Source organism: Fulvivirga sp., from assembly GCF_040218215.1.
In the GTDB taxonomy this organism is placed as follows: domain Bacteria; phylum Bacteroidota; class Bacteroidia; order Cytophagales; family Cyclobacteriaceae; genus Fulvivirga.
Genome location: NZ_JAVJQL010000028.1, coordinates 362732 through 389062 on the forward strand (window position 1 = coordinate 362732; position 26331 = coordinate 389062).

General features: G+C 38.8%; 20 protein-coding genes. 11 read left to right on the top strand and 9 right to left on the bottom strand.

What is annotated here, in order from left to right:
- Genes RIB54_RS19930 through RIB54_RS19940 form a run of 3 tightly spaced genes read left to right on the top strand, consistent with a single transcriptional unit; the run spans nucleotide 1 to nucleotide 6113 of the window.
- Nucleotides 1-2625 carry an ABC transporter permease gene (locus RIB54_RS19930; protein ID WP_350102604.1) on the top strand — a complete coding sequence of 875 codons (2625 nt, stop codon included), beginning with the start codon at nucleotides 1-3 and terminating at the stop codon, nucleotides 2623-2625.
- Nucleotides 2618-5236, top strand: coding sequence for an FtsX-like permease family protein (locus RIB54_RS19935; protein WP_350102606.1), 2619 nt, complete (start codon nucleotides 2618-2620; stop codon nucleotides 5234-5236). Before RIB54_RS19930 ends, RIB54_RS19935 begins: the two co-directional genes overlap by 8 nt.
- Nucleotides 5229-6113, top strand: a complete 885-nt coding sequence (locus tag RIB54_RS19940) for a TolB family protein (protein WP_350102608.1) — start codon at nucleotides 5229-5231, stop codon at nucleotides 6111-6113. The genes RIB54_RS19935 and RIB54_RS19940 overlap by 8 nt, the downstream gene beginning before the upstream one ends.
- Before the next feature lie 21 nt (nucleotides 6114-6134).
- Here RIB54_RS19940 and RIB54_RS19945 read toward each other — a convergent pair whose 3' ends face one another.
- The 3 genes from RIB54_RS19945 to RIB54_RS19955 form a co-directional block, all read right to left on the bottom strand.
- A complete protein-coding gene (locus RIB54_RS19945; protein WP_350102609.1) occupies nucleotides 6135-7235 on the bottom strand; it encodes a Fic family protein in 1101 nt (366 codons plus the stop codon).
- A gap of 116 nt (nucleotides 7236-7351) precedes the next feature.
- A complete protein-coding gene (locus RIB54_RS19950) occupies nucleotides 7352-7903 on the bottom strand; it encodes a hypothetical protein (RefSeq protein WP_350102612.1) in 552 nt (183 codons plus the stop codon).
- A 165-nt stretch (nucleotides 7904-8068) separates the two neighbouring features.
- The gene (locus RIB54_RS19955) at nucleotides 8069-9484 is read right to left on the bottom strand and encodes an LA_2272 family surface repeat-containing protein (protein ID WP_350102613.1); all 1416 of its coding nucleotides are present in this window, start codon (nucleotides 9482-9484) and stop codon (nucleotides 8069-8071) included.
- A 223-nt stretch (nucleotides 9485-9707) separates the two neighbouring features.
- Between RIB54_RS19955 and RIB54_RS19960 the strand changes: the two genes are divergently transcribed.
- The 5 genes from RIB54_RS19960 to RIB54_RS19980 all read left to right on the top strand — a co-directional run bounded on the left by RIB54_RS19960 (nucleotide 9708) and on the right by RIB54_RS19980 (nucleotide 18462).
- Nucleotides 9708-10049 (top strand): PadR family transcriptional regulator, encoded by a 342-nt coding sequence (locus tag RIB54_RS19960; protein WP_155187095.1) that lies wholly within the window; start codon nucleotides 9708-9710, stop codon nucleotides 10047-10049.
- Entirely contained in the window at nucleotides 10049-12676 is a 2628-nt protein-coding gene (locus RIB54_RS19965) for an ABC transporter permease (RefSeq protein ID WP_350102616.1), read from the top strand. Before RIB54_RS19960 ends, RIB54_RS19965 begins: the two co-directional genes overlap by 1 nt.
- On the top strand, nucleotides 12669-15290 hold the full coding sequence (locus tag RIB54_RS19970) for an ABC transporter permease (protein ID WP_350102619.1): 2622 nt from the start codon (nucleotides 12669-12671) through the stop codon (nucleotides 15288-15290). Before RIB54_RS19965 ends, RIB54_RS19970 begins: the two co-directional genes overlap by 8 nt.
- A gap of 281 nt (nucleotides 15291-15571) precedes the next feature.
- Nucleotides 15572-15898 (top strand): PadR family transcriptional regulator, encoded by a 327-nt coding sequence (locus RIB54_RS19975; protein ID WP_350068790.1) that lies wholly within the window; start codon nucleotides 15572-15574, stop codon nucleotides 15896-15898.
- Nucleotides 15895-18462 carry an ABC transporter permease gene (locus tag RIB54_RS19980; protein WP_350102620.1) on the top strand — a complete coding sequence of 856 codons (2568 nt, stop codon included), beginning with the start codon at nucleotides 15895-15897 and terminating at the stop codon, nucleotides 18460-18462. The genes RIB54_RS19975 and RIB54_RS19980 overlap by 4 nt, the downstream gene beginning before the upstream one ends.
- A 204-nt stretch (nucleotides 18463-18666) precedes the next feature.
- Here the strand turns inward: RIB54_RS19980 and RIB54_RS19985 are convergent, their stop codons facing one another.
- On the bottom strand, nucleotides 18667-19203 hold the full coding sequence (locus tag RIB54_RS19985) for a transposase (protein ID WP_350102621.1): 537 nt from the start codon (nucleotides 19201-19203) through the stop codon (nucleotides 18667-18669).
- 286 nt (nucleotides 19204-19489) lie between these two features.
- Between RIB54_RS19985 and RIB54_RS19990 the strand changes: the two genes are divergently transcribed.
- Nucleotides 19490-19972, top strand: a complete 483-nt coding sequence (locus RIB54_RS19990; RefSeq protein WP_350102623.1) for a hypothetical protein — start codon at nucleotides 19490-19492, stop codon at nucleotides 19970-19972.
- On the opposite strand, the gene RIB54_RS19995 is transcribed toward RIB54_RS19990, so the two are convergent.
- Genes RIB54_RS19995 through RIB54_RS20010 form a run of 4 tightly spaced genes read right to left on the bottom strand, consistent with a single transcriptional unit; the run spans nucleotide 19965 to nucleotide 22015 of the window.
- A complete protein-coding gene (locus RIB54_RS19995) occupies nucleotides 19965-20483 on the bottom strand; it encodes a hypothetical protein (protein WP_350102625.1) in 519 nt (172 codons plus the stop codon). The two genes, RIB54_RS19990 and RIB54_RS19995, sit on opposite strands and share 8 nt — an antisense overlap.
- Nucleotides 20484-20542: 59 nt before the next feature.
- A complete protein-coding gene (locus RIB54_RS20000; protein WP_350102627.1) occupies nucleotides 20543-21214 on the bottom strand; it encodes a Spy/CpxP family protein refolding chaperone in 672 nt (223 codons plus the stop codon).
- A 17-nt stretch (nucleotides 21215-21231) separates the two neighbouring features.
- Entirely contained in the window at nucleotides 21232-21537 is a 306-nt protein-coding gene (locus tag RIB54_RS20005; RefSeq protein WP_350102628.1) for a hypothetical protein, read from the bottom strand.
- Entirely contained in the window at nucleotides 21530-22015 is a 486-nt protein-coding gene (locus RIB54_RS20010) for an RNA polymerase sigma factor (protein ID WP_350102629.1), read from the bottom strand. Before RIB54_RS20010 ends, RIB54_RS20005 begins: the two co-directional genes overlap by 8 nt.
- A 220-nt stretch (nucleotides 22016-22235) precedes the next feature.
- Between RIB54_RS20010 and RIB54_RS20015 the strand changes: the two genes are divergently transcribed.
- Nucleotides 22236-22979, top strand: coding sequence for a ZIP family metal transporter (locus RIB54_RS20015; RefSeq protein ID WP_350102632.1), 744 nt, complete (start codon nucleotides 22236-22238; stop codon nucleotides 22977-22979).
- On the opposite strand, the gene RIB54_RS20020 is transcribed toward RIB54_RS20015, so the two are convergent.
- Nucleotides 22980-23729 (bottom strand): NUDIX hydrolase, encoded by a 750-nt coding sequence (locus RIB54_RS20020; RefSeq protein ID WP_350068766.1) that lies wholly within the window; start codon nucleotides 23727-23729, stop codon nucleotides 22980-22982.
- Between the two features lie 75 nt (nucleotides 23730-23804).
- Here RIB54_RS20020 and RIB54_RS20025 point away from each other — a divergent pair, with 75 nt between their 5' ends.
- Complete coding sequence (locus tag RIB54_RS20025; protein WP_350102633.1) at nucleotides 23805-26189, top strand: beta-glucosidase; 2385 nt, start codon at nucleotides 23805-23807, stop codon at nucleotides 26187-26189.
- Nucleotides 26190-26331: the final 142 nt, after the last annotated feature.

Below are 26331 nucleotides of genomic sequence, written 5' to 3' on the forward strand. Positions count from 1 at the left end.
ATGACTAAAAACTCACTCCCAAAGCTCCCCCTCCGCTTCTTCCGCTGGTTTTGTAACCCAGAATTTGTTGAGGATATTGAAGGCGATCTATGGGAAAGATTTGAACACAATGTCAATGAAAAGTCAGTCAGACATGCTCGATGGACTTTTGCCAAAGATGTGATCAGGCTTTTTAGGCCAGGCATCATTAAACCTTTATTCTCAAATCAACAACTTAATGACTCAGGTATGTTAAAAAATTACTTCACTATTGCTATCCGCAGCCTGCTCAAACAAAAACTATATTCTACAATCAATATTGGTGGGTTAAGCATCGGTATCACATGTTTTACATTGATATTTATTTACGTTCAACATGAGCTTAGCTATGATAATTTCTATCCTGAAAAAGAAAAAATACATAGGATTTATCAACAACAAGCAGGTAACATGTTCTTTGGATCTGATTATTTCTCCATGACTCCGGCTGCTCTGGCAAACAAGCTAACCAGCGATTACCCTGAGGTTGAATATGCCACTAGCATACAAAATCGCCATGTGCTTATTAAAACTGAGAAAGATAATTTTTTAGATAAAGGTCTTATTGCAGACGCGCAGTTTTTCAAAATATTCAGTACTGAATTTGTTAAAGGCAATCCGGATCAGGCTTTTGACCTGCCAAACTCAGTGGTGATCACAGCATCATTTGCTAAAAAGATATTTGCTGACACAGAGCCTCTCGGAAAAACGGTTGCTATCACGAGCTGGAGTGGTGAAGAAGATTTTATTGTTACTGGTATAGTTCAAGACGTGCCTACTAACTCTTCCTTAGATTACAATTATATAATTAATATGCTTTCTAATAAACAGTATATGGAGGAGAGAGAATCTGATAGCTGGAACAATAATTCATATGCTACTTTTCTTAAACTCAAAAATGCATCGCAAGCAAAATCCCTTGAACCTAAATTGTCAGACCTGATAGCTCAGTATTCTGGAGCCAATGAAGACTACCCCTTTAAAGACACTTACTTTGTTCAGCCATTAAGCGAACTATACCTTGAAGACAAGATAAATTTTGACTTCGGTAAAAAAGGAAATGCCCAATACCTCATTTTATTCTCAACTGTTGCCATCATTGTTTTAGTTCTAGCCTCTGTTAATTATATGAATTTGGCAATTGCACGGTCTATAAAAAGAGCAAAAGAAGTGGGGTTAAGAAAAGCCATTGGAGCTCAAAGAGGGCAGCTAATAGTACAGTTTTTAGGGGAATCCCTCCTAATAGCCCTCGTGGGATTAGTTCTAGCAATCGCAATATCTTATTTGCTTATACCCTACTTCGGCTATTTAATGGATGCTGAGCTTGTCTTAGACTTATTTAGCAATCCTTTGCTTCTTCCTATTCTATTTGGTTTAGTAATAATCATCGGCCTTCTGTCCGGAAGCTATCCTGCTCTTTTCATGTCTTCATTAAAACCTATCAATACCCTCAAAGGAAAAGTCTCTGACCGATCGCCTAAACTAGGCTTGCAATCCGTTCTGGTGATCATCCAATATGCTGCCTCCATTGTATTGATTATAGGGAGTTTCGTAGTCTACTTACAATTTGATTACATCCAAAATAAAGAGCTTGGTTACAGTAAAGACCACATACTAACATTCAGAACAAGGTCAGCCGAAGTAAGAGAAAATATTGATCTAATTAAAAATGACCTATTAAATTTCGCTAACATAAAGTCTGTAAGTTTTGCTGGAGACCTGCCCACTAATATCGGCAGCAGCACCTTGGCAAGTTTAAATGAAGCTGAGGCAGATGATAATAATTTTGCTATTTACAGAACTTCCACGGATGTAGACTTTTTAAACACTTTCGATCTAGAACTATTGGCAGGCAGATACTTCTCGCCTGACATTGAAACGGATAAGGAAAAAGTGGTCATTAATGAATCTACAGTCAAAGCTCTGGGTTGGACGATTGAAGAAGCGGTAGGAAATGAATTCTTTAGGGTAGGCCAAGGGTATCTTGAAGTAATAGGGGTTATCAAAGACTTTCATATGTTTTCGCTGCATCTCCCTATCCAACCTTTAATGATCACTTATCTCAACAACTATTTTAATTACGCAGCTGTCAAAATAAGTCCTGAGAACATCCAAAATACGCTTGGCTATATCGAAGAGATAGTGCAGAATCACTCAGACTATCCATTCGAATTTCAATTTCTCAATGCAGAATTCGATAAGCATTATAAGAAGGATGTACAGATGGGAAAGATGTTCGGTGCTTTCACTATCCTTTCCATCCTAATTTCATCTTTTGGTCTCTTTGGTCTGGCAGCATACACTACCAAACAGCGAACTAAAGAAATGGGTATACGAAAAGTACTCGGTGCTTCTATGCGATCAATAGTATTAATTACTACCAAGAAGTTTCTATCGATGGTGGTAATAGGATTCGGAATCGCTGTTCCTATTGCATGGTTCTTAATGAATGTTTGGCTGGAAGACTACGCTTATAAAATTGAATTGGAGTGGTGGATATTTGCTATTGCTGGTGGCATCACAGCCATTATTGCTCTAGGTACAGTAAGCTCCCAATCTATCAAAGCATCTTTAGTAAACCCTGTAGATTCTTTACGTAGTGAATAGTCAACTGCCCAAACTCCCACTTCGCTTCTTCCGCTGGTACTGCCATCCGGATTTTTTAGAGGATCTTGAAGGAGACTTGCTGGAAAGGTTTGAAAAAAGAGTGCAAGAAAAATCTACCAGGTCAGCTCGATGGGGATTTGTAAAAGATGTAATCAGACTTTTTAGACCTGGAATAATCAGACCTATAACTGGAATTAAAAAAATGAATACTATCGATATTTTAATTAATCACTTCTCACTTACATTCCGCTCATTAGTTAAGAACAAAGGGTTTACAGCCATTAACCTGACAGGCCTAACCATGGCATTTTTGGTATGCCTGTTCTCCTTCCAATATATAAGTTTTGAGCTTAGCTATGATAACTATCATAAGAACGGAGATAGCATTTATAGGATGGTGACCAATGTAAAAACCTCAACAGGCATCAAACTGGAAAGCTCTGCTATACCAGCTGCTCCAGAATTAGCCGAGCAGTTCCCTGAAATTCAGAATTACACGCGCATATTTTTAGATTACCTATTGGTTCAGAGTAATGTTGATAATTATCAGGAAGAGAATTTAGCCTACGCAGAAGCAAGTTTATTTGAGGTATTTACTTTTCCTTTGGTTAAGGGCAACCCTAAAACAGTCTTTGATGCCCCATTTAATGCTGTTCTTTCTGAAAGTGCCGCATTAAAGTATTTCGGCACATTAGACTGCATTGGCAAAGAGCTAACGCTGGATGGCAAAACGCCAGCTTTTGTAACAGGTGTAATGAAGGACATCCCTGAGAATTCACATTTTAAGGCAGATATCTTCTTATCATTATCTTCTCTTATTGAAGTGTGGAACCCTAGCAGAGCTACCAACTGGACTGCTTTTGGATGTTACTCCTATTTGCTCATTGATGAGAACAGTGATATTGCAGCATTAAATAAAAAAATAGGCCAATTTATTGATCAGAAAATTCAGCGCGGTGAGGCTTCTTACACCACGGAACTAGAGCCTCTCACAGACCTCTATTTATTTGCTGATGCCAGAGGAAGCAGAACCGGGTCTTCGGTGCATGGCAATGTTGACAACATCTATATTTTTGGCATTATCGCACTACTTGTCCTATTTATTGCGGTATTCAATTTCATTAACATTTCTAATGCGCTATACATTAAGCGTGCTAAAGAAATAAGCATGAAAAAGATCTTAGGCGTAAGTCAGACACAGCAGAAATTTCAATACCTGCTCGACTCAATTTCATTCTCTTTGTTCGCATATCTTATCGCCATTTCATTCTTTATTCTTTTTACTCCCACCATCAATCAGCTGACAAACAAGCCAATTATTGGTACTGCATTTGACCATTACAGTTTATACCTACTGGTATTTGGTTTAGCGCTTTTGGTTGGAATATTAAGTGGCATTTTTCCAGCATTTGTACTTACCAATTTAAAGTACGATCGCCTCCTAAAAGGAAATATAAAACTAGGTTCAAAGGGTTTATTCTTGAAAAATGGTCTGGTTGTAGTTCAGTTTGCAATATCAATTATCATGGTTATTTCAGCGGTGGTGGTCACCAAGCAATTGAACTACTTGCAGACAAAAGAATTGGGCTTTAGCCAAAGTCAAAAGTTGATTATTGATTTCCATTTTGATGAATCGATAAAAAGAAATGAGAAGACCATTAAAGAGAAATTAAAGTCACTTCCCGGTATTATGAGTGCCAGTATTTCTTCCAGCGTTCCTGGAAGATCGGGCAGAAAATCAATGACCGAATTGCCCACAAAAAATAGACAGGTGGAAGAGCTTTATACAGATGCTTATTATGTTGATTATGATTTTATTAATCAATATGACATTAAGCTAATAGCTGGCCGTGGATTTGAAGAAGATCGTCCTTCCGATCATAGACAAAGTATGATCCTTAATGAATCAGCCGTAAAAACCCTTGGCTACAGTGATCCAGAAGAAGTCATTGGCCTTCCTTTTCTCCAAGCAGGCAGATGGAAGGGCGAAGTTATTGGGGTGGTAAAAGACTTTCATTTTAATTCATTGCATGAAAAAATAGCGCCTTTAACTATGAGTATTGCACGAGGTTACTTCACCTATTTGATTCTTGAGTTAAATTCCAATGATGTGAAAAATACAGTGGCTCAAATAGAAGGCATGTGGAAGGAGATTCTTCCTGAACTGCCATTGAGCTACACTTTTGAAGATCAAACTTATGAGGAGCTGTACCGTTCTGAACAGCAGTTAGGAGACTTGACCTTCTATTTTGCTATGATTGCCATTTCTTTATCCCTAATCGGTCTTTTAGGACTGGCCACGCTAACTAGTAAGGATAGAATTAAGGAAATGGGTATCAGGAAAGTTTTAGGGGCATCCCCACTTCAATTGATGATCTTGCTTTCAAGAAAGCTAATGTCTTTGTCATTAATTGGACTCATTATTGGCCTTCCGATCTCCGTCATCTCTTCAAATAAATGGCTTGCTAATTTTGCTTACAGGTTTGAGTTAAGCTGGTGGATGATCGCTCCTGTTGTAATGATTATCTTAGTGCTCACTATTTTAACCATTGGCAGCCAGGTTTATAAGGAATCGACCGTAAACCCTACAGAATCGCTCAAAAGTGAATAAGTACATAACAATTATAGCAGCCTTCTTTCTGGGCACTCAGGCATTTTCGCAGGAGGCGTACCTCAATCAAAAGCCACCAGGTTTGGAGCCAGGGGTATTTGCTCCAAATATTGTCTCCCTTCCCGACCAGCACGAATATGGCTCAGTGTTTTCTGCTGATGGGCTTGAATTTTTCTTTGCTATTGCTGAAAATGGCAAGAATGAAATTCTGACTATGAAATTTGCCAACGGGAACTGGGGGAAGCCTGAAACCATTCTTGAGCATAAAACTTATAGCTACAATGATCCTATGTTATCACCCAACGGGGAGCGGCTCTATTTTATTTCAGATCGGCCTTTAGATGGGAAAGGAGATGTAAAAGATTATGACATCTGGTATGTTGAACGTGAGGGCGAATTTTGGACAAAACCAATCAATGTTGGTTATGCCATTAACTCAGAAAAGAATGAATACTATATTTCATTTTCAGCTGAAGGAACGCTTTATTTTTCATCCAATAAAAATGCTGACGAAGGCGAAAATTACAACTATGACATTTATAGCTCACAATATAGAAATGGGAAATTTTCCTCTCCTATTAAATTAGATACAGCCATAAACACTGGGCGGTATGAGGCAGATGTGTTTATTTCTCCTGACGAAGATTATATGATTTTTTGTGCCATCAGAAAGGAAGGTATGGGACAGGGAGATCTCTATATAAGCTTTAAAGATGATGTTGGTAATTGGAAACCTGCTCAAAATATGGGTCCAAAAATTAATAACGAACTGCACCAGCTATGTCCTTTCGTAACTACTGATGGGAAGTATTTCTTTTTTACCAGCAATCAGGACATCTATTGGGTAGATGCCCAAATCATTGATAGTTATAGATAGATAGCTGCAAGTGGTATAAAATCAGATATTGATATTATAGCTTACGCTCCTACCCCCGCCTAATAGATTCAATGCACCCAATTCGACAAGTTGTTGTAAGTCACGGGTAGCAGTCGCTTTAGATGTCTTAGCTATTGAAATATATTTCTTTGCTGTCATACCTCCCTCAAAACCAGAAGGGCCAGCATCGAACATGCGGTTAACCACCTTTTTCTGTCGGGCATTTAGGTTCTCACCAAACTGCTTATAAAATTTGCTCTTTTTAACTACGAACAACACTGTCTCTTTCGATTCCTTTTGAGCATCAATTACGAGATTGGTAAAATATGTTATCCATTGGGTTAAATCGAGGCTACTTTGTGCTTGCTTAAGTGCATCATAGTAAGCCTGTTTTTCATTTTCTATACTCTTTGATAAGCTAAAAAGTACAGGCCTGCCTATGTGCTGTGCGAGTGCCTTTTCAGAAATGGCTCGTCCAATACGACCATTGCCATCTTCAAATGGGTGAATACTCTCAAAATAAACGTGAGCAATGGCCGCTCTTATTATGGGATTGTCGATAGCCATTTCATTTTCTGGCGCTGTGGCATTGAACCAATTTATAAACCGCTTCATCTCTTCAGGCACTCTTGATGATTCAGGAGCCTCAAAATGAATGATCTCTTTACCTATTCGGCCAGAAATCACCCTCATAGGCTCATTTTTAGTTCGCCAACTTCCTATCCTGATATTATTGTAACCAGTCATTAAAATTTGGTGCCAATGAAATAGTTCCTTTTGACTCAACGGTTTAATAAAATTATGATGAAGATAAACCACCAATTCTGCAGCGCCATGAGCTTTCGCATTCGAGACGTTAACATCGGGCTTTAACCCAAGATTCTTTTGTACCGATGAATAAACTTCCTGCCTATTGAAAAACTCGCCCTCTATTTCAGAAGTTTTCATGGCTTCATTTACCAGCATGTTCAAAAGCAATTCCGTTTTTGAATCATCATCAAGCCCTTCCGTAAAGCCATATAACTCACCCGCGTTAATCCCATATTGTATATAAGCACGAGGTGTTTTTTCTTTATCAAAGATGAAATCAGGCCAATTTTTATGTTGCCAGTTATACGCCATGAGCCAAATATATAAATTATTCGGCTCAAATTTTAATGTTTTATGAGCCGATTAAGAATTTTATTCGGCTCAAGATTGGCTGTTTAGCACTTACTTAATTAAAGAATTCTAACGGATTAGTTCCTGGCATAAATCTCCAGATTGAGCATCATACTCTTGGTATAGGCATAAGAGATACTTTTATTCACAAAAGAGTTGTCAGGGTTATGAGTAAAAAAGGCCGACACATTAGGCACACGCATCGCCCACGAGCCTGAGTTTTGAAGATCTCCAGGTAGCAATAAACTAACATGCGCATCAGCAGGGGTATCACCCTTTAGTACAACTAAAACGGCCTTTCCAGAATTACTTAATTCTTGGGCTTTAACCAGAGTTTCACTTTTATATGCAGGGCCTACAGCTGTCCATTGGGGCGACCCCTTTACAAACTCTTGAATTTCGAAAGGTGACATGTCCGTTTTTGAACTCGCATTATAAAAGTCATTAATTTTATACACCTGCCTGATGGCTTTTGCAGTATAAGTTTGGCAAACAGCCTTGTCATCATTAGCCATACAGGTTTTGAATTCACTTAAAGTTTGATTCAATGTTTGCTCCCAATTTGCACTTTGAGAAATAGCGTTGATTTGAAAAATAAGGATGCAAATAAGTGTGAAAGTTGGTTTCATGCTAGTCTAAATTTTGATTTTCGATTACAAAATAAATACCCCAATACATCAAATGTAACCACACATTTACACTTGAGGCTACATTTTGGGCTACAAAATATTCAGGCTGACAGCAGAAGGACTGACAATCAGCAGGTTAATAATGTAATTGTTGATTAAATAATTTCAGACCTGAATGCCAATGGTATAACCAAGCCAGCTCATGTATTTAAAATTGCTGCTGTCATTTTTATATAAGACCATTATTGGAGAGAGCTTATGTTGGCTTTCTTTATAAAAATAGGTGTTGATTCGGGCTGTAATGTATAAGTAAAATGAAGCTAAAAATTTGACCCTCCTTCCATATGTTGCCTGCGCAGAAGTTAATTCACTCAAATTAGCATCAAACTGATCCGTCCAATTGATATGTTGGTTGCCTATTGCCCAGGCCAGAAAATAGGCTCCGTTTTGCGGGCCACTTTTCATAGGAACGGAAGTGTAATTTCGATACATAAGCTTTTCAAACCTCCAGCCCATAGCCCAATATCCATGTTCTTTTTGTCGCTCCGTTGGGTTATAACTCACAATTAAACTGTTTTGGTTAAACCTTTGAAAGTCATCGTTTAAAGGCAGTTCATATTGTGTATCTGAGCAATTGGCACAATTACCCGTAGACCTTTCCAGGTTATACTGAAACTGGTCGTTGTAGCTAAATCTGGTAAATGATCCCTTAGATCCAAAATTCAATAAGCCGATCGGGGTCCCATTTTTCGATGCCCGCTTTGCTGGCCTGGTGCTTAAAAAATTGATCAGCCCAATTTGCATGCCTGACATTTCCTTAGCTCTATTAATCAATCCGATTTGAATACCAGACATTGTTCTGGAACTATTAAATAGTCCGATTTGCATGGAACGGGCTGGGGTTCTGGGGTTGGTATTCTTGCCAAACATTTTTCTATTAGCATTGAACATGCCTAACTGAATGCCCGTCATTGGTCCTCTCGTAATATTAGCTAACGAAGCCAATTGTATACCTGCAACCGACCTACTTGCTACATTATAAATTCCGGCAAGCTGAACGCCTCTAAAATCCTCATTAACAACATTACCAAAGCCTGCCCACTGTGTTCCGTACATGGCACCATAAGCTATATTCAGCCCTCCTGATATCTGTACTCCAAATACATTGCCCCTAACCAAATTGATGACCCCTGAAAGTTGGATGCCATGCATCAAAGGTTCGTTGAGCTCCTCTTTCATGATCTCCCTTTCATCTGATATTTCAAGATTGACAAAAGTGTTGGTGCCTACAACATTGGCAATTCCTGCTATTTGAATACCTGTGCTGAAGGACGATGTGGCGCTCGAAATACCTGAAATCTCAAAATGTTTCACACCGGCTGAGGTGCCTGAAAAAATATTGAATGAAAATTTATTGAAATACCACGCAGGGTGAATACCATTGGTACTGACACCCGAGACCAAAGAAAGTTGAAAGTCACTTTTCCGATACCGCTTTCTTATCTGACCTTCAGATATAGTTGCTACGGTAAGAAATAATACAATTAATGCGAGAGGTTTTAGCTGGCTGGTTGTTTGCAATGAGCTAACGTTATTGAGTTTTTAATATGTAATAGCGCCAACTACTGCAAGTGAACGGCTAAAGTTAAATAATAGGTATATTTTTTCTAATATTTTTTACAAAACTATCTGATTGATAGCCCATTCTAGCCCCATCAGTTTCTAAAACTCTAATTTGTTACTAAATAGTAGAACAAATAATTAAACACCTCGTATATTAGTTATACAATTTAGAAACTAATATATGATTGAGACTAAACTCGGTGATTTCGAAGAAGTGATTTTGCTATTGGTAGGCATATTAGGCACAGAGGCCTATGCCTTTAAAATAGCTGAAGAGTTCGAAACCCAAACAGAACGATCCGTATCCATAGGCGCAGTACATTCCACCCTTACCAGACTTGGTGACAAAGGCTTTTTGGAATCCAAAATGGGCGATGCCAGTGCTGAGCGTGGTGGCCGCAGAAAAAGAATCTATGAAATAACAGCATCAGGAAAACGAGCCCTTGAAAACTCTCGTGATTTTAAGGTTTCCTTGTGGAACCAGTTCCCAGCTTTTGCTAATAAGCTCAACTTTAATATTTAATGCCCTCACCTCCATCACTCGCCCAAAAACTACTGGAGTGGTTCATCAAAGATGAGCTGGCCGAAGAGGTATTGGGTGATCTGGATGAAAAGTATTACTACTTAATCAAAAATAAATCAACAACACGGGCAAAGCTCAATTACTGGTATCAGGTGTTTAATTATCTGAGGCCCTTTGCCCTTAAAAACTATAGGTCAAACTCAAAATCTACAACCATGTACAAGCACAACCTCAAAATCGCCTACCGTCATCTATTAAAAAATAGAGGCTACTCATTCATCAATATTTTCAGTCTAACTGTAGGCATAGCAGCATGCATGGCTATCTATCTTTTTATAATGGATGAAACCAGTTTCGATAGCATGCATTCTAAAAAAGACCACATTTACCGACTGGATGAAGTACAAAATTTTACTGGTACAAAAGAGCAAAAGGTAGCACTGTCCATGCCCGGCATGGGGCCAAATATGCTTTCAGATTTTCCTGAGGTAATCAATTATACGCGCTTTCATCAAAGGGGTAAGAGACTATTATCCAAAGATGAAATCAGCCATACAGTTGAGCAAACTTTCAATGTGGACTCTACATTTCTCAAAATATTTGACTTTCCTTTAGTTTCAGGTGACAGAGAAACTGCACTTAACGAGCCTAACGCAGTTTTGCTTACAGAAGAGACTGCCTTAAAATTCTTTAATACCATTGAAGAAGCACAAGGAGGCTCTATTAAAATGGGCGATAACCTCTTAAAAATTACCGGCATACTTGAAGATGTACCGGAGACTTCGCATATGCAGTTTAATGTGCTCTTTTCGATGACCACTGTTACCAGTGAGAATCCTGATTTTAATGATCAATGGGGTAGCAATTTCTTGAATACCTATTTGCTTCTTGAAGATAATGTGGATGCTGAAGCACTAGAAGCAAAGTTAGACGACTTTCTTGTCCGCCATATGGGAGAGAATAGTGAAGACCGTGAAGTTCTAGACTATTATCAGCTTTTTCTTCAGCCCTTAGCAGAGGTCCATCTCAACTCATCAGATATAGAGCATGATTACAATAACTACAGAAAATTCAATGGCCGGTATATAGATACCTTTGCCATGGTCGGAATATTTATTCTGATTATTGCCAGTATCAATTTTATGAACCTTTCTACTGCCCGTGCATCTCAAAGATGGAAGGAAGTTGGTGTTAGAAAGGCCGTTGGCGCTCAAAAAATTCAATTGTTCAATCAGTTTATCCTGGAATCAATCTTGCTGGCATTGCTGGCATTAGTACTGGCCTTTGCCATTAATATCCTTGCTATTCCATGGCTAAATGACGCCATCAACAGAAAGCTGACCATGTGGTTTTTCATAGATCAACCCCAATATTTGGCTGTTATCTTTGGCATTACACTTGGTTTGGGCTTATTAACTGGTCTTTATCCTTCCTTGTACTTAACTGCCTTCAAAGCCATTAATGTTCTCAAAGGCAACAAACAAAAGGGTAACAAGTCCGTGTTTAGAAGTGGACTGGTAGTTCTTCAATTTGGTCTTGCTTTAGCTATGATCGTTAGCACCTTGATCGTTTTAAATCAACTAAATTATATGAAAAACAAGGATGTTGGTTTCGACAAGGATCAGATTGTACTCATAGATATGAATGGGGAGGTCAACGAAAAATTTGAACTCATTAAAAGTGAGCTTCTTGACCTGACTACAATAGCAGGGGTAACAGCTTCAGGCCAACGATTAGGTAATAATTTTCACCAGTGGGGCTTTAAAGTAAAGACAGATACCGGGGTTTTTCAAATGACCCCTTCCAATGTTTTTGTAGAATATGACTACCTGGATGTTTATAATATTAAAGTAAAAGAGGGGCGTTCCTTTTCAAAGGAGTATTCTACTGATGAAGGAATGGCATACATTATCAATGAAAAATTGGTAAAGGAACTAGGTCTCAAAGATCCTATCGGCACTCCTGCCGGACATGGTTGGTATCCTGACGACTCTTTAGGCTCTATTATAGGTGTCACTGAAGATTTTAACTTCAATTCGCTCCATCATAAAGTGAATACCTTGTCAATGGTAGTTCATTCTGACTGGGGCTTTGATGAGATGTCTGTAAAAATTAAGGGTGATGACCCTCAAGCTGCCATTGCTCAAATAGAAAATGTTTGGGACAGGCATATTAAAGATTGGCCTTTTGATTATATGTTTTTAGATGAGCATTTTGCTACACTGTACCAATCTGATAACCAGATGAGTGCCGTAGTGAGTATTATGACGGTCTTGGCCATCCTGATAGCATGCATGGGATTGTTTGGCTTGTCGTCTATCATGGTGATGCAAAAAATTAAAGAAGTAGGTATTAGAAAAGTATTAGGTGCCAATGCCTTTCAGATTACATTCCTGCTTTCAAGAAACTTCCTGCTATTAGTAGTCTTGGCCTTCATTATTGCCAGTCCGATAACCTATTACTTGCTAGATGATTGGCTTCAAAATTTTGCCTTTCATGTTGATATCAACTTTGTGATTTTTATAGCAGGAGCCTTAATATCTCTGGCCATTGCATTAGTTACCATCGGCTATCACACCATTAAAGCTTCTTACAGGAATCCTGTAGAAGCTCTGAGGTATGAATAATGATAAGAAATCCATACCTCCACAACTAGCTCAAAAACTATTGCAATGGTTCATCAAAGATGAGCTGGCCGAAGAAGTATTGGGTGATTTGGATGAGAAGTATTACTACTCAATCAAAAATAAATCAACAATAAGGGCAAAGCTCAATTACTGGTATCAGGTACTCCATTACCTCAGGCCATTTGCTATTAAAAATTATTGGTCAAACTCAAATTTTAACAACATGCATTTACACAACATCAAAATCGGATTTAGAAGTTTAAATAAAAACAAAGGTTATTCATTTCTCAACATACTAGGCCTGACGCTGGGCATGGCCGTTGCTTTGTTCATTGGCCTGTGGGTCCATGATGAGCTTTCGTTCAACAAGTCGTTCAACAATTATGAAACTATAGCAAAGGTAATGGTAGAACATCATAATGAAGGGCAAGATATTGGAGTAGGTAGCGTAATGCCTCCAGGACTTGGTACACATCTGCGAGAAAATTTTCCCAGTCAATTTGAGCAAGTTGTAATTGCCCGATCCAGACCAGAAGAGGTTATACTAAGCAATAATGGAGATAATTTTACTGAAACGGGATTGTTCCTGCAAAAAGATGGCCCGGAGCTATTTAGTGTAAATATGCTGTCAGGTTCTAGAGCTGGTTTAACTGACATAAACTCAATTTTAATTTCTCAGAAGTTAGCACAGAAGCTCTTTGATGATGAAGATCCGATAGGTAAAACATTAAAATATAATGGCAGTCGGGAGCTGGCTGTCACTGGCGTATATGAAGATTTTCCTTCCAACTCAGTGCTTAAAGGTTTTGACTTTCTAGCTCCTTTTGAACTCTACATTGACGGGTGGTCAGACGTTACCGTGTGGGACAATTATTTCACAGAAATATTTGTGCTATTACCAGATAAGGCTAATCTGGCTGGGACAAATGAATTGATAAAAGATTTGTTGCAACCGCATGTAAGCGGACCGGGTGAGCGATTGTTATTTTTAGAGCCCATGAAAGAATGGCATTTGTTTTCTGAGTTTGAAAATGGGCAGAGGGTTTTAAGCCAACGGTTAAAATTTGTTTGGATTATGGGGTTAGTGGGGGTTTTTGTACTGGCACTTGCCTGTATTAACTTCATCAATCTTAGTACGGCCAGATCCGAGAAAAGAGCACTGGAAATTGGGGTGCGTAAGAGCGTAGGGTCAAGGAAGGATCAATTAATTCAGCAGTTCCTTGTAGAATCACTCATAATAGCATTTTTATCTTTCTGTATCACTGTTATCCTTTCAATAGCATTATTGCCAGCATTCAATGACCTTGCTGGTAAAAACATCTCTTTACCTTTCAGTGAGCCGCTGTTTTGGTTAATAAGTTTGGGCACCACCTTGTTAACAGGAATAATAGCAGGAGCTTATCCAGCATTCTATCTTTCATCAATAAGCCCTATTAAATCATTAAAAGGAGCCTATAGAGTCGGCAGTAGAGCATCACTACCTCGAAAAATTCTGGTGATTTTTCAATTCACTATCTCTATCACCCTAATTTGTGGAACGCTGGTAATCTATAATCAAATCCAGTTTGTAAAATCAAGGCCTGTAGGATATGGCAAGAACAACCTGATTACCCTTCAAAAAAGAACCAGTGAACTTTATGGCAAATATGATGCGTTGCAAGCAGAGTTTGAGAAGTCGGGTGCTGTTGAAAGCATTGGAGAGGCGAGTTATCCTTTGACAAATACACTCGGCAACAACGATGGGTTTGACTGGGAAGGAAAATCGCCTTCATTTAACCCATCATTTAATACCGTCAAAGTCAATTATGACTATGGCAATACGGTTGGATGGGAAATAATAGAAGGAAGGGATTTTTCAAGGGAATTTAAAGGTGATGTTCGCAAATCAGTCATTATCACAGAAACTGCTAAAGAACTCATGGGGTTTGATGAAGCGGTGGGTAAGCAGCTTAAGTTTAACAATGATTACTATAGCGACCCTGAAATTACCATTGTTGGAGTGGTAAAGGATATGATAAAGGGTAACCCTTTCGAAAAACCAAAACCTGCCATCATGTTTTTAACTGAGCAATCCCTTCAATGGATGTTCCTCCGCATTAACCCAACTATGGGTACGCCAGAAGCGATAACCAGAATAGAAAATGTTATTAAAACTGTTGCGCCAAATACACCATTTGATTACAGTTTTGTTGATGAAGAATATGATCAAAAGTTTCGCAGCGAAGAGCGGGTTGGAAGCCTGATCACCATGTTTTCTGTTCTGGCCATTGTTATCAGCTGCCTTGGACTGTTTGGGTTGGCAACTTTTGTAGCAGAGAAACGCACAAAAGAAATAGGCATACGCAAAACCCTGGGAGCAAGCACCTCCAGCCTGTGGGGTTTGCTGTCTAAAGATTTTGTATCTCCTGTACTCATAGCCAGCGTTTTATCAATACCCCTAGCCTACTCTCTTCTGGATGCCTGGTTGGCCAAATTCGAATATGCCATAAATATAAGCTGGTGGTATTTTATTATCACAGGGGCAGTTGCACTGCTGGTAGCAATAGTTACCGTTAGCTATCAGGCACTAAAAGCAGCACTCATAAATCCTGTCAATTCGCTGAAATCAGAATAGAGGTTCAAAAAACATAGTCTCAAAAGCCAGCATACCGATCATGAAGCCAAATGTTGTTCTTATGACATAAAACTCCTCTGTGGTTTACTCTGTGATCTCCGTGGTTAATATAAACCGCTGAGCCCACAGAGGAACACAGAGAACTGTTCATGTGCTAATAAATTTGGGTGAAGCCACTGACCAAGAATTCAGAGGCTGCTGCTTGTATTTTTTATTTACTTAACAATTATGAAACTAATATATTACATTCACGTTTGTTAAGTAAATAAAATAATCCACCTATGAAAGCACCATCGCTGGGAGAATTTGAAGAACTCGTACTGCTAATGGTTGCTGCTCTGCATAATGAAGCTTATGGAGTAGCCATTCTCGAGAGTCTTGAAACCAAACTATCAAAAAAAGTAAATATCAGTGCCATCCATGTTGCACTCAAACGCATGGAAGAAAAGGGCTTTGTAAAATCCAGATTTGGAGGTATCACCGCAGACCGTGGTGGCCGAAGAAAAAAGTTCTATGTGATTACAGCATTTGGCAAACAAGCCCTTGATCAGCAATACTCCATCAGAACTGAACTTTATCAGCAAATACCTGAAATCTCATTTAATTGAGGCCCACTCCTCCACATAGAGCTATAAAATTTCTGCGCTGGTTTTGCAGGGAAGACTTCATCGAAGAAGTTGAAGGCGACCTTATAGAAATCTTCGAAATGCAATTTGAAGACTCACCCAAAAAAGCCAGAAGAAAATTCTATTGGAGTGTCTTGAAATATTTCAGGCCAGAATTTATTAAAGCGTTCTCAAATCAAAACTCAAACTATTTAACCATGCAACGACACAATTTAAAACTCACGATCAGAAGTTTTCTCAAATACCGATCGCAATTCCTTATCAATCTCATCGGTTTGTCAACGGCTATAGCTGCCGTGCTATTCATCTACCTTTGGGTAAGTGACGAGCTAGGGATGGATAAATTCCATCAAAAAGACGAACAGCTTTTTCAAATCTATTCTAACCATTCTGATGCTGCTGGCATCTCTACCTGGAAGGGCGTACCTGGTCTATTGAAAGATGAACTTGAAACCGTGCCAGAAGTAGAAAGCTCTACCGTTTACACCGACACGCACGATTTTACTCTCTCAAGCAATGACTCATATTTTAGGGCGCTAGGCAAATTTGCCGACTCTTCATTTTTTGATGTCTTTTCCTACCAGCTATTGTCTGGTGGCAATAAGAATCCGCTAAAGGATGAATCTGCTATTATCATATCTGAGTCACTAGCCCAAAAGCTCTTTGGCTCTACTGATGTTATAGGAAAAAGTGTCACCTGGCATTTCTGGGAAAAGCAGAAAGAGGTTTTTGTGAGCGGAGTAATGAAAAATACGCCTAATACTTCATCAGACCAATTCGATTTTATCATGTCGTGGGAATTTTACCACGATATGATTGAGTACAAGCAGTGGGGTAATTATTATGCCAGAATTGTAGTAGCTATAAACAACCCCGCCAATCAACAACAAGCTGCCTCCACCATAGACAAAATATTTAAGGAAAATGCGCAAACTGAGAAGGTCACGCTTTTCTTAAAAAAATACTCTGATCAGTACCTGTTCGGCAATTATGAAAATGGAAAAGAAGCTGGCGGCAGAATAGAGTATGTGCGCCTGTTTTCCATCGTGGCTTTCTTCATTCTATTTATCGCATGTATCAACTTCATCAACCTCTCCACAGCAAAGGCATCACAGCGAACCAAAGAGATAAGTGTAAAGAAAACATTAGGCGCCTCCCGACCTTCATTGATCAATCAGCACCTGACGGAGTCTGTCCTTATTAGTGTGGCTTCAATGTTCTTAGCACTTGGTTTAGTTTGGGTTTTGCTACCACAGTTTAATCTGGTTTCTGGCAAGGCACTAAGCTTTGCTTTCACCTGGCCTTTTGCCTTGACAGCCATTTCAGTTGTAGTATTTGTTGGTCTAATAGCCGGAAGCTACCCTGCGCTTTACCTTTCGTCTTTCGACCCAATAGCATTGCTAAAAGGAAAGCTGGCCAAAGGAAAAGGAGAAGTAAGAGGAAGACAAGTATTAGTGGTTATTCAATTTGCCTTATCCATCATTCTTATAGTAGCGGTGATTGTAGTTCAGGGGCAGATGAGTTTTCTGCAAAACAAGAACCTTGGATATGACCGTGATAACATTTTATACTTTGAGCGGGAAGGTAAAATACTGGAAAACTCTGAGACAGTACTCCACGCGATTAAGCAAGTTAAGGGTGTTGAAGGTGCTGCACTTTCCGGATTCATTATAGGTGGTGGCAACTCAACTGGTGGTGTAGATTGGGAAGGCAAAACTGAAGAGGATCAGATACAATTTTGGGAAATAAAAGCCGGGACAGGCATGCTGGAGCTCATGGGAATGGAGATGGCCGCTGGTCGTGAGTTTACCGAAGAGTTTAGCGCTGATTCTGCCAGTGTAATAATTAATGAAACTGCTTTAGAAGCGATGGGTATGGAAGATCCGATAGGTAAAACCATAACACACTATACTGGTGAGAAGAAAATTGTGGGTGTAGTGAAGGATTTCAACCTAATATCTCTCCATACCAAAATAGAGCCGATGATCATCCTGTATAATCCTAAGGAGACACATTTTGTAATAGCAAAGTTGGAGAAAGGCAATGAAGCTCAAACCATTCAGGGGATTGAAGAAGTTTATAAAAAGATTAATCCGGGGTATGTTTTCAAGCCTCAATTTTTAGATCAGGATTATGAGGCACTGTACAAAGCAGAGCAGCGTGTAAGCGGATTGGCCAAATATTTCTCGGCCTTGGCCATTCTTATCTCATGCCTTGGCCTTTTTGGACTATCAGCATTTACGCTAGAGCGAAGAACAAAGGAAATCGGCATTAGAAAAGTACTTGGGGCTGGACAGTTTAATATTCTATACCTGCTTTCGGGCGATTTCACTAAAATGATATTGATAGGAATTCTTATATCCCTTCCTGTCAGCTATTACCTGGCCGACCAATGGCTTGCTAATTTTGCTTTTCATATATCACTAAGCTGGTGGATCTTCGCACTGGCAGGTGTAAGTGCTTTAGCAGTGGCCTGGCTCACTGTTAGTATTCAAACCATCAAAGCTTCCAATACCAATCCTGTGGATACACTTAAGAGTGAATAGTTCTTTAATTTTCTCAGTTCGGAGTAAAAGGTTAAGTACAAGGTGTTGATTTAAAATGAAGTCCTTGGCTGAGGATAGAACAAGGTATTTGGTTGAGTGAAAGCTCTGTCTGGGGACAGCGCTGGGTAGATTTAATTTTGATCTGAATTGACTACCCACGACTGTCCGCAGACAGTCGTTTTCATACCCTACCCTAGCAGTCGTTCAAAACCTGTCCATATAATGTGTCAATAAATTAAACTCATCTTCTCCAGTTTCATAAAATCTGGATGAAGACCATTTATAATCTTCAGGTGCTTTAGCTAAATTCCAATGTTCTTGAAGCGGATTTAAATGAATGTAATTAAGTTTCTGTTCGACCTTAGCTTTCGAATCCATCAAAACCGCTAATGCATTCCGTTGCCAAAATCTATGGTTCCTTTCTGTCGTTCTTTCCACAAATTGTGGTAACAATTCAGGATTTTGAATTCTCAATGCTTTCAAAAATTGACTGCTTGTCCATTTATTAAAAGACGCATGAGGTTTTTCTTTTCCGTTCATATCCAACATCTCCCAAATGATATGCATATGATTTGGCATAATCACAAAACCATAAACAGCGATCTTCTCTCTTTCCTTGAGCCATAGCAACTGTTCTATAATAACATTTTTAAAACCATCCTTTTCCAGCAAGGGTTTCCAGTCCTTTATGGTATTCGTCCAGAAATAGATATCCCTAATGTTCATGTTGGAGTTACTCATGATTTTCAGGTCATTAAGTCCTTAATAAAGCTACAATATATTTCCTTTGCTGAACGACTAATTGTTAATAGCCTTGAGTTATTCCAGGTTTTCCAAAAGGTAGTTGTTGTTCTGTCTGGGGACAGACACTGGGAGATTAGCATTCAAACCATCAAAGCTTCCAATACCAATCCTGTGGATAGTTTGAAGGATGAGTAAGGTTTTTGCTTTACATTTATGTCACTAAAGTCTTACAATACTTCAGTATTGCTATATTCAAGTTTCATAAGAATTATTGATAAATATTTTGGAAAGAATCAACTCCATATTTGAAAACATAGACCCTGATGCGTCTCACCAAGACGAAATTAAGGATAAAGCTTTTGATTTGATTGATGAGTTTGTGGCACAACATTTTGAGGAAGACTTTTGTGAATTATTAATCTCCAAAATTGAGCCAAAAACTGATTTAAGGAAGGTAGCTAGAACTCTTGATATTTTGGTATGGTCAACACCAGACAACGGAAAAAGACTTGACAAACTAACAAGAAACTGGTTAAATTCAAATGATGGAAATAAAATCCGAGCAATTCTATTTCGAAAGGATTGGCTTCCTACGCATGACTGGGAAGAATTGAGTAAAAATATAATTTATAAAGATACTACTCTCAAACCGCTAATCGACTATTATACCAGAGAGTTGGACTATTGGAGGAGAACTGGATTAAGAAACTTGGGGCTCTTGGAAGAAGCAATAAAAGCATCAATGCCAAATAGTTTTATCAACTAATCTGATAATAAACATAAAACAGAAGTATGCCTGATACCGCTCCGGTGATGGCATATTTCTGTTTCTTCTTGATAAAAGCCTCACTGGCTTCCGCATGAGATGATATTACCGAAATCAGAAGGAGTAACTGCAAAAAGCTATTGAACAGATAAATGCCATACTCCCATGAAGTTGGGTAATACTTCATGCCAGGCACAGTATAGAATAGTGAATGAAATAATAACGACAGCATCAAGGCAAAAATCAAAAGCTCAAACCTTCTTGATTTGGCTTCACGCTGCTCTTGAGCTGCCTTCCGCATTTTTGAAGATAGTTTCGCTATCCTAACAAAATGATAGATGCAGTATAAAAGAAACAGCCCTATTATGATCTGGTACCACAAGTGAACTTTGGTAGACCTAAACAACAAGTTGTACCTCGCAGAGTGATCATAAAACATGAATATTGAGGTGCCTAAGGAGCTGATGAGTCCAGCTGCTAAAATATAAGAGAGTGCTATTTTATTCTTCAAGATTCTTTTGTTAATGAAGCGCAAATCTGCACATATTCAGGGTATAGTCAATTGAAAAACTATTTTTTCAGGACAATGATTACAACCCCATTTTCTCCTTCTTTGCCATAGGCCTCCATGGCACTTTCACCTTTCAAAACAGAAATGCTTTCAATTTTATTAGGGTCAATATCTTTAATTGCTTTTGAATCAGATTTAGATTTAAACTGAGTAGTCTTGCCTTTGGCATCCTTAATGACAAAAAGTAGTTCAGAAGAATCAATTTTTCCTTTTACTTTAACTGATACCCTTGGGTTCTCATTCAAAGAAGTAGTAAAATCAAGCGGGTTGTCTTGCCCTTCACTCTTTAGTGCCATTAGTTGCCTTTGCTGCTCAGCATTCAGCAGGTTTTTTAAGGTTACCATCATTTCAAACTTCATTTTCTTAAGCTTCTCTTCAGTCTGCAGAATAACCTTCATCTGACTATTTGCTGCTGCAATATCAACCTTGTCAAATGAAAGTAATGTCCCCATTTTAGCCATTTGCTCATCCAAATCCCATCGCAGTGAATTGAAATCAACAATATGCTCATTGTACAGATTCTTAATTTGGCCTTCGATATCTGAAGAAAGTCCTATTTCCGTCTTATGCTTGAGAATAAGATCTGCCGAGAATAAATGTTTTTGAAAAACATCCTGAGCATTGAGTTTGCCAAGACCAACTAAAAAGAATATTACAATTAATTTTTTCATAGTTTCTATATTTTATATTAAAAATCATCAATTAAAGACTGTGTTGGCGGTTGCCATTCTTCAATTGAAATGTCAGTAGTCATCAGTGATTTGGTCTGCATGGAATTAGGGATATCAACCACTATTTCTATTGTTGAAATAGGTTTTGGATCATTAAAGAAAATCCAGTTAAAAGTAATAGCCAATACTATGACTGCGGCAATACCACCAATTAAAAACCATTTGTTAGATTCAGCCTTACTTTGATAATCCGGCACCGTCAGATTTGAATCTGCGTCTTTCATTTCTTTAAAGAACTGCCTAACTATTTCCTCTTCATCCATAGATTCCTGTATTTAAAATAAGTTTCTTCAAGGCACTTTTCCCTCGATCATAGTGAGTTCTAACAGTTCCTATGCTCAGGGTCAAAATAACAGCCGCTTCTTTCAAGGTCATGTTATGATAAAATACCAAGAGTAAAACCTGACGTTGACCTGCAGGAAGCTTCATAATCAATTCCTTATAATCAAAAGTTTCAACTGTTTCTGGTTCATCCTCGATAACATTTTCTATAGCTCCTAAGTCTTCAAAGATCAATTGTGACCTTTGATAATCAATAGCAGTATATCTGATAACAGAAAAAATCCAGGTTTTCAAATTGGCCTTTTCATCGTACTTAGCTTTACCCTCTAATATTTTTACATATACCAGTTGAAGGATTTCTTTGGCCTGATCATAATCATAATTACAACATTGCCTTGCCCACATAAATGCCTCTCGGTGATGCTGTTCCAGGATTTGATTTAACCACTTTTCTGTCATTCTCAGTAATTAGTCGATTAATCAAAAAATTATATGACATGATTCTAAAAAATTTATCAAGTATTTAACAAAACTCGTTTGAATTGAATCATACAAGGTTAGAATCAATAATTGAACTACATCTTTAATAAGATTAACACTCGTTCAGAAAATGATATGATAAGAATGAACTTAAATGCAACACTGTTGTATATTTGCCACTCCAAATTTTAGAGCCTACATGTTTTTCAGCATCAGTGTATTGTTTTTATGTGCCATTCTATCAGGGTTATTGGTCTTTGTTATTCCAGACCTTGACAAGAAAAATTACAAGCTGGCGCTGGTATTTGCCGGTTCATACTTATTTGCCATCACTATTATCCACATTATGCCAGAGTTATTTTCTCAGGCGGAAAACCCCACGAGCATTGGTTTATATGTTTTGCTAGGATTCTTCCTTCAGCAGATTCTTGAGTATTTTACTTCAGGCGCTGAACATGGCCATGTGCACAAACATGAAGGTGATCATCAACATGGCTTTACAGCTTCTATCATGGTTTTGGTAGCCATGATCATTCATGCACTGCTGGAGGGCAGTCTGCTGGCGCACCCAAGTGTTATTCACGAACATCATGATGCAAACAGCTTGCTGGTAGGGATAGTATTACACAAAGCACCTGCCGCCTTTGCATTAATGTCAATTATTGTCTGCCAATTGAAAAACAACAAACTGGCCATAATTTATCTTCTGCTTTTTGCATTGGCTTCACCCGTTGGAATGCTGATTGGTGATTTTTATGTAGAAAACAGTGCTTTGCCCGATGATGTTTTCACCATCCTGTTCGCCATAGTCAGTGGCAATTTTTTACATATCTCAACAACCATAGTTTTCGAAACCAGCGAAAACCATCATTTCAATGCCAGAAAACTAATAGTGGCTGTATTTGGTGCTTTGATTGCCGTTGGTGCCGAGTATTGGATCTAATTACCAACTCTGAGACAGCCCTCCTTTTATGGCCTTCTGGTACTTCTCAACATCAAATTGGTAGAGGATAGGCGCTTTATGAGCCACGCCTGTACGCCTCCTTTCGGTTTTAATCAAAATATCATAGCTCAGCATCTTTCTTCTAAAATTCCTGCGGTCCAATGGCTTCTCCAGAATAGTTTCGTACAAAGTCTGTAGTTCCGGCATGGTAAACTCCCTTGGCAACAGGTTTATGCCTATAGGCTGATAGTTAAGCTCCTTTTTTAGCGTATCATGAGCTTTCTTCAAAATCTCCCGATGATCGTGCATCAATTCTGGTAGCTCATTGATAGCACACCATTCGCAACGCTCAGAAATTTCATCGGCTGTAAGCTGCTTTACCTTTGAATATTCAACCAGGGCATAATATCCAACAGTAATAAATCGCTGATTAAACCATGAAGCATTTTCTGAAGAAATGATTCCCTTTTTTTCCAAAGAATCAAGATGATCAGTAGAGGCCCTGCCAACTTTGCCAAATAAAAAGAACTGCTGTAAAAAGATATTTGTCAAACCAGTACGCTTCTCCAACACGCGATTTGCCTCTGTATCCACATCCTTGTCTTTGTCTACAAAACCTCCCGGCAAAGCCCAAAAATCAAGGTTCTTCAATTTAAGCAATAGCACCTTGAGCTCATTGTCGTGAAATCCAAAAATCACACAGTCGACTGACAGTCCTGGTTGGAAATTATCTGTTTTAAAATCGATCATCACCTCTAATTACCAACAAAGTTGTTAAAAAAAATAAATTATTTATCTTAGTGTCATAAAGACACAATGATAATTATGAAAACATTAAACTGCATAGGTCTGGTTTTGCTAATATTAACGGCCTGCACTAAGACTGAATCCCCAGTTGCCTTCAAAGATTTGAATGGCAACGGCACCATGGAAATCTATGAGGACAGCAATGCCTCTCTGGATGAAAGGTTAGACGATCTTATGCCCCGCCTTTCCCTTGAAGACAAAGTTAATCTTGTTGTAGGTACCGGTATGGCCATGCCCGGATTTATGGAATCAGAGGTAGCCCCTAAAGTACCTGGTCAGGCTGGCGCAACTTATCCATTGGATTCGTTGGGTATACCAAGCATCATCTTGGCGGATGGCCCTGCCGGTCTGAGAATCCAACCTACCCGCGACTCTACTGATACCAATACCTATTACTGCACTGCTTTCCCTATTGCTACCGTGTTAGCTTCTAGCTGGGATATTAACCTTGCTGAAAAAGTAGGTAAAGCGATGGGTGAAGAAGTAAAAGAATATGGAGTAGATGTGCTTTTAGCACCTGCCATGAATATCCATAGAAATCCACTAGCTGGTAGAAACTTTGAGTACTATTCTGAAGACCCGCTATTAAGTGGCCTTATGGCTGCAGCAGTTGTTAATGGAATTGAGTCCAATGGTGTGGGAACTTCCATCAAGCACTTTGCAGCAAATAATTCTGAGACAAGTAGAATGTCACTTAACACTATAGTGAGTGAAAGGGCTTTGCGGGAAATCTATCTTCGAGGTTTCGAAATAGCCATTAAATCTTCTGAGCCATGGACGGTGATGAGCGCTTATAATTCAATCAATGGCATTACAGCTTCAGAAAATAAGGATTTATTAACAACTGTATTGAGAGATGAGTGGGGTTATAAAGGTTTTGTAATGACTGATTGGTTTGCCGGACTAAACCCTATTGCTCAAATGCAAGCTGGTAACGATGTGATTATGCCGGGCACTCCACAACACAAAGAGGCCATTCTCAATGCAGTAAAAAATGGCGTTTTGGAAGAAAGCGTGTTGGATACCAACGCCAGAAGAGTTCTGTCTATCGTTTTCCAGTCTCCATCTTTTGAAGGCTATGAATACTCTGACAAGCCTGACCTTAAAGGTAATGCTGCTGTAGCCAGACAAGCTGCCTCTGAAGGTATTATTCTCCTTAAAAATGAAGGAGCACTTCCTTTAGCTTCCGAATCAAAGAAAATTGCTGCTTTTGGTAATGGTTCTTATGAGTTTATAGCAGGTGGCACTGGAAGTGGAGATGTTAATGAGGCCTACACCGTTTCACTTGTTGAAGGTTTAGCAAATGCCAATCTTCCTGTTGCGACAGATTTAAAAGAGACCTACGAAACCTATATGGCAGCAGAAAAAGCCAAGCAGCCAGAAAAGAAGTTTTTCTTTGAGTTATTGCCACCTATTGCAGAAAGACCAGTTGATGCAGCTGAAGCTAAAGCACAGGCTAAAGCCACAGATATTGCTTTCATCACTATTGGAAGAAACTCAGGAGAGTTTCAGGATCGTAAGACAGAAGGTGATTTTTACCTGACTGCCGCTGAAAAGAAAATGATTACTACTGTAGCTGATGCTTATCATGCAGAAGGCAAAAAAGTAGTGCTGATTCTTAACATTGGTAATGTAATAGAAACGGCCAGTTGGAGAGATAAGGTGGACGCTATTGTATTAGCATGGCAAGGCGGCCAGGAAGCTGGTAATGCACTTACTGATGTGTTGGTTGGAAAAGTAACGCCATCAGGAAAACTGGCGACAACTTTCACCATGAATTATGATGATGTGCCTAGTTCCAAGACTTTCCCTGGCGAAGCTATTCCCGATGCGGACGAGGTTAAAATGGGTGGTTTCTCACGAGGCAAACCAATGAAGATATCTTATGAAGATGGCATTTATGTAGGCTACAGATACTACAATACTTTTGATAAGACCGTAGCATATCCATTTGGTTATGGGTTGTCATATACAACATTCAGCTATGATGGCATAAGCCTGAGTAGTGACAAGTTTGAGCGTGAGCTTACCGCAAAAGTGAAAATCACCAATACTGGAAATACGGTTGGTAAAGAAGTTGTTCAGCTTTATATTTCTGCACCTGGAGAGACCTTGGATAAACCTGAATTAGAATTAAAAGGTTTTGCTAAAACTGGCCTATTAGAAGCAGGAGCCAGCGAAGAGCTATCTATCACTTTTAACGCTAAATCAATTGCCTCATTTGATACTGATAGATCATCATGGGTAGTTGAGCCGGGTACATATACTGTAAAAATAGGAGCTTCAAGCAATGATATTAAAGGTGAGGCTACCTTCACTGTTGATGCTGAAATTGTAGTTGAAAAAGTAAACAAGGTTTTGGCACCAACTGAAACGCTTAACGAGCTAACAGCTACAAAATAATAAAATGAAAACTACACTTAACTATCTAACAGTTCTTTCGGTTGAGCCAAATGGCTCAACCAGAAAACTATGCTTTAGTTAATAAAAAAACATGCTTTTCTTTTAACAGGCCTTAAGATTACCATTTGGTTTTGGTTTACAG

Excerpts from the sequence above, each read along its gene's own strand:
- RIB54_RS19930 (WP_350102604.1), top strand. The coding sequence starts at position 1 with ATGACTAAAAACTCACTCCCAAAGCTCCCCCTCCGCTTCTTCCGCTGG.
- RIB54_RS19945 (WP_350102609.1), bottom strand. The coding sequence starts at position 7,235 with ATGGCGTATAACTGGCAACATAAAAATTGGCCTGATTTCATCTTTGAT.
- RIB54_RS19950 (WP_350102612.1), bottom strand. The coding sequence starts at position 7,903 with ATGAAACCAACTTTCACACTTATTTGCATCCTTATTTTTCAAATCAAC.
- RIB54_RS19960 (WP_155187095.1), top strand. The coding sequence starts at position 9,708 with ATGATTGAGACTAAACTCGGTGATTTCGAAGAAGTGATTTTGCTATTG.
- RIB54_RS19965 (WP_350102616.1), top strand. The coding sequence starts at position 10,049 with ATGCCCTCACCTCCATCACTCGCCCAAAAACTACTGGAGTGGTTCATC.
- RIB54_RS19970 (WP_350102619.1), top strand. The coding sequence starts at position 12,669 with ATGAATAATGATAAGAAATCCATACCTCCACAACTAGCTCAAAAACTA.
- RIB54_RS19975 (WP_350068790.1), top strand. The coding sequence starts at position 15,572 with ATGAAAGCACCATCGCTGGGAGAATTTGAAGAACTCGTACTGCTAATG.
- RIB54_RS19985 (WP_350102621.1), bottom strand. The coding sequence starts at position 19,203 with ATGAGTAACTCCAACATGAACATTAGGGATATCTATTTCTGGACGAAT.
- RIB54_RS20000 (WP_350102627.1), bottom strand. The coding sequence starts at position 21,214 with ATGAAAAAATTAATTGTAATATTCTTTTTAGTTGGTCTTGGCAAACTC.
- RIB54_RS20005 (WP_350102628.1), bottom strand. The coding sequence starts at position 21,537 with ATGGATGAAGAGGAAATAGTTAGGCAGTTCTTTAAAGAAATGAAAGAC.
- RIB54_RS20010 (WP_350102629.1), bottom strand. The coding sequence starts at position 22,015 with ATGACAGAAAAGTGGTTAAATCAAATCCTGGAACAGCATCACCGAGAG.
- RIB54_RS20015 (WP_350102632.1), top strand. The coding sequence starts at position 22,236 with ATGTTTTTCAGCATCAGTGTATTGTTTTTATGTGCCATTCTATCAGGG.
- RIB54_RS20020 (WP_350068766.1), bottom strand. The coding sequence starts at position 23,729 with ATGATCGATTTTAAAACAGATAATTTCCAACCAGGACTGTCAGTCGAC.
- RIB54_RS20025 (WP_350102633.1), top strand. The coding sequence starts at position 23,805 with ATGAAAACATTAAACTGCATAGGTCTGGTTTTGCTAATATTAACGGCC.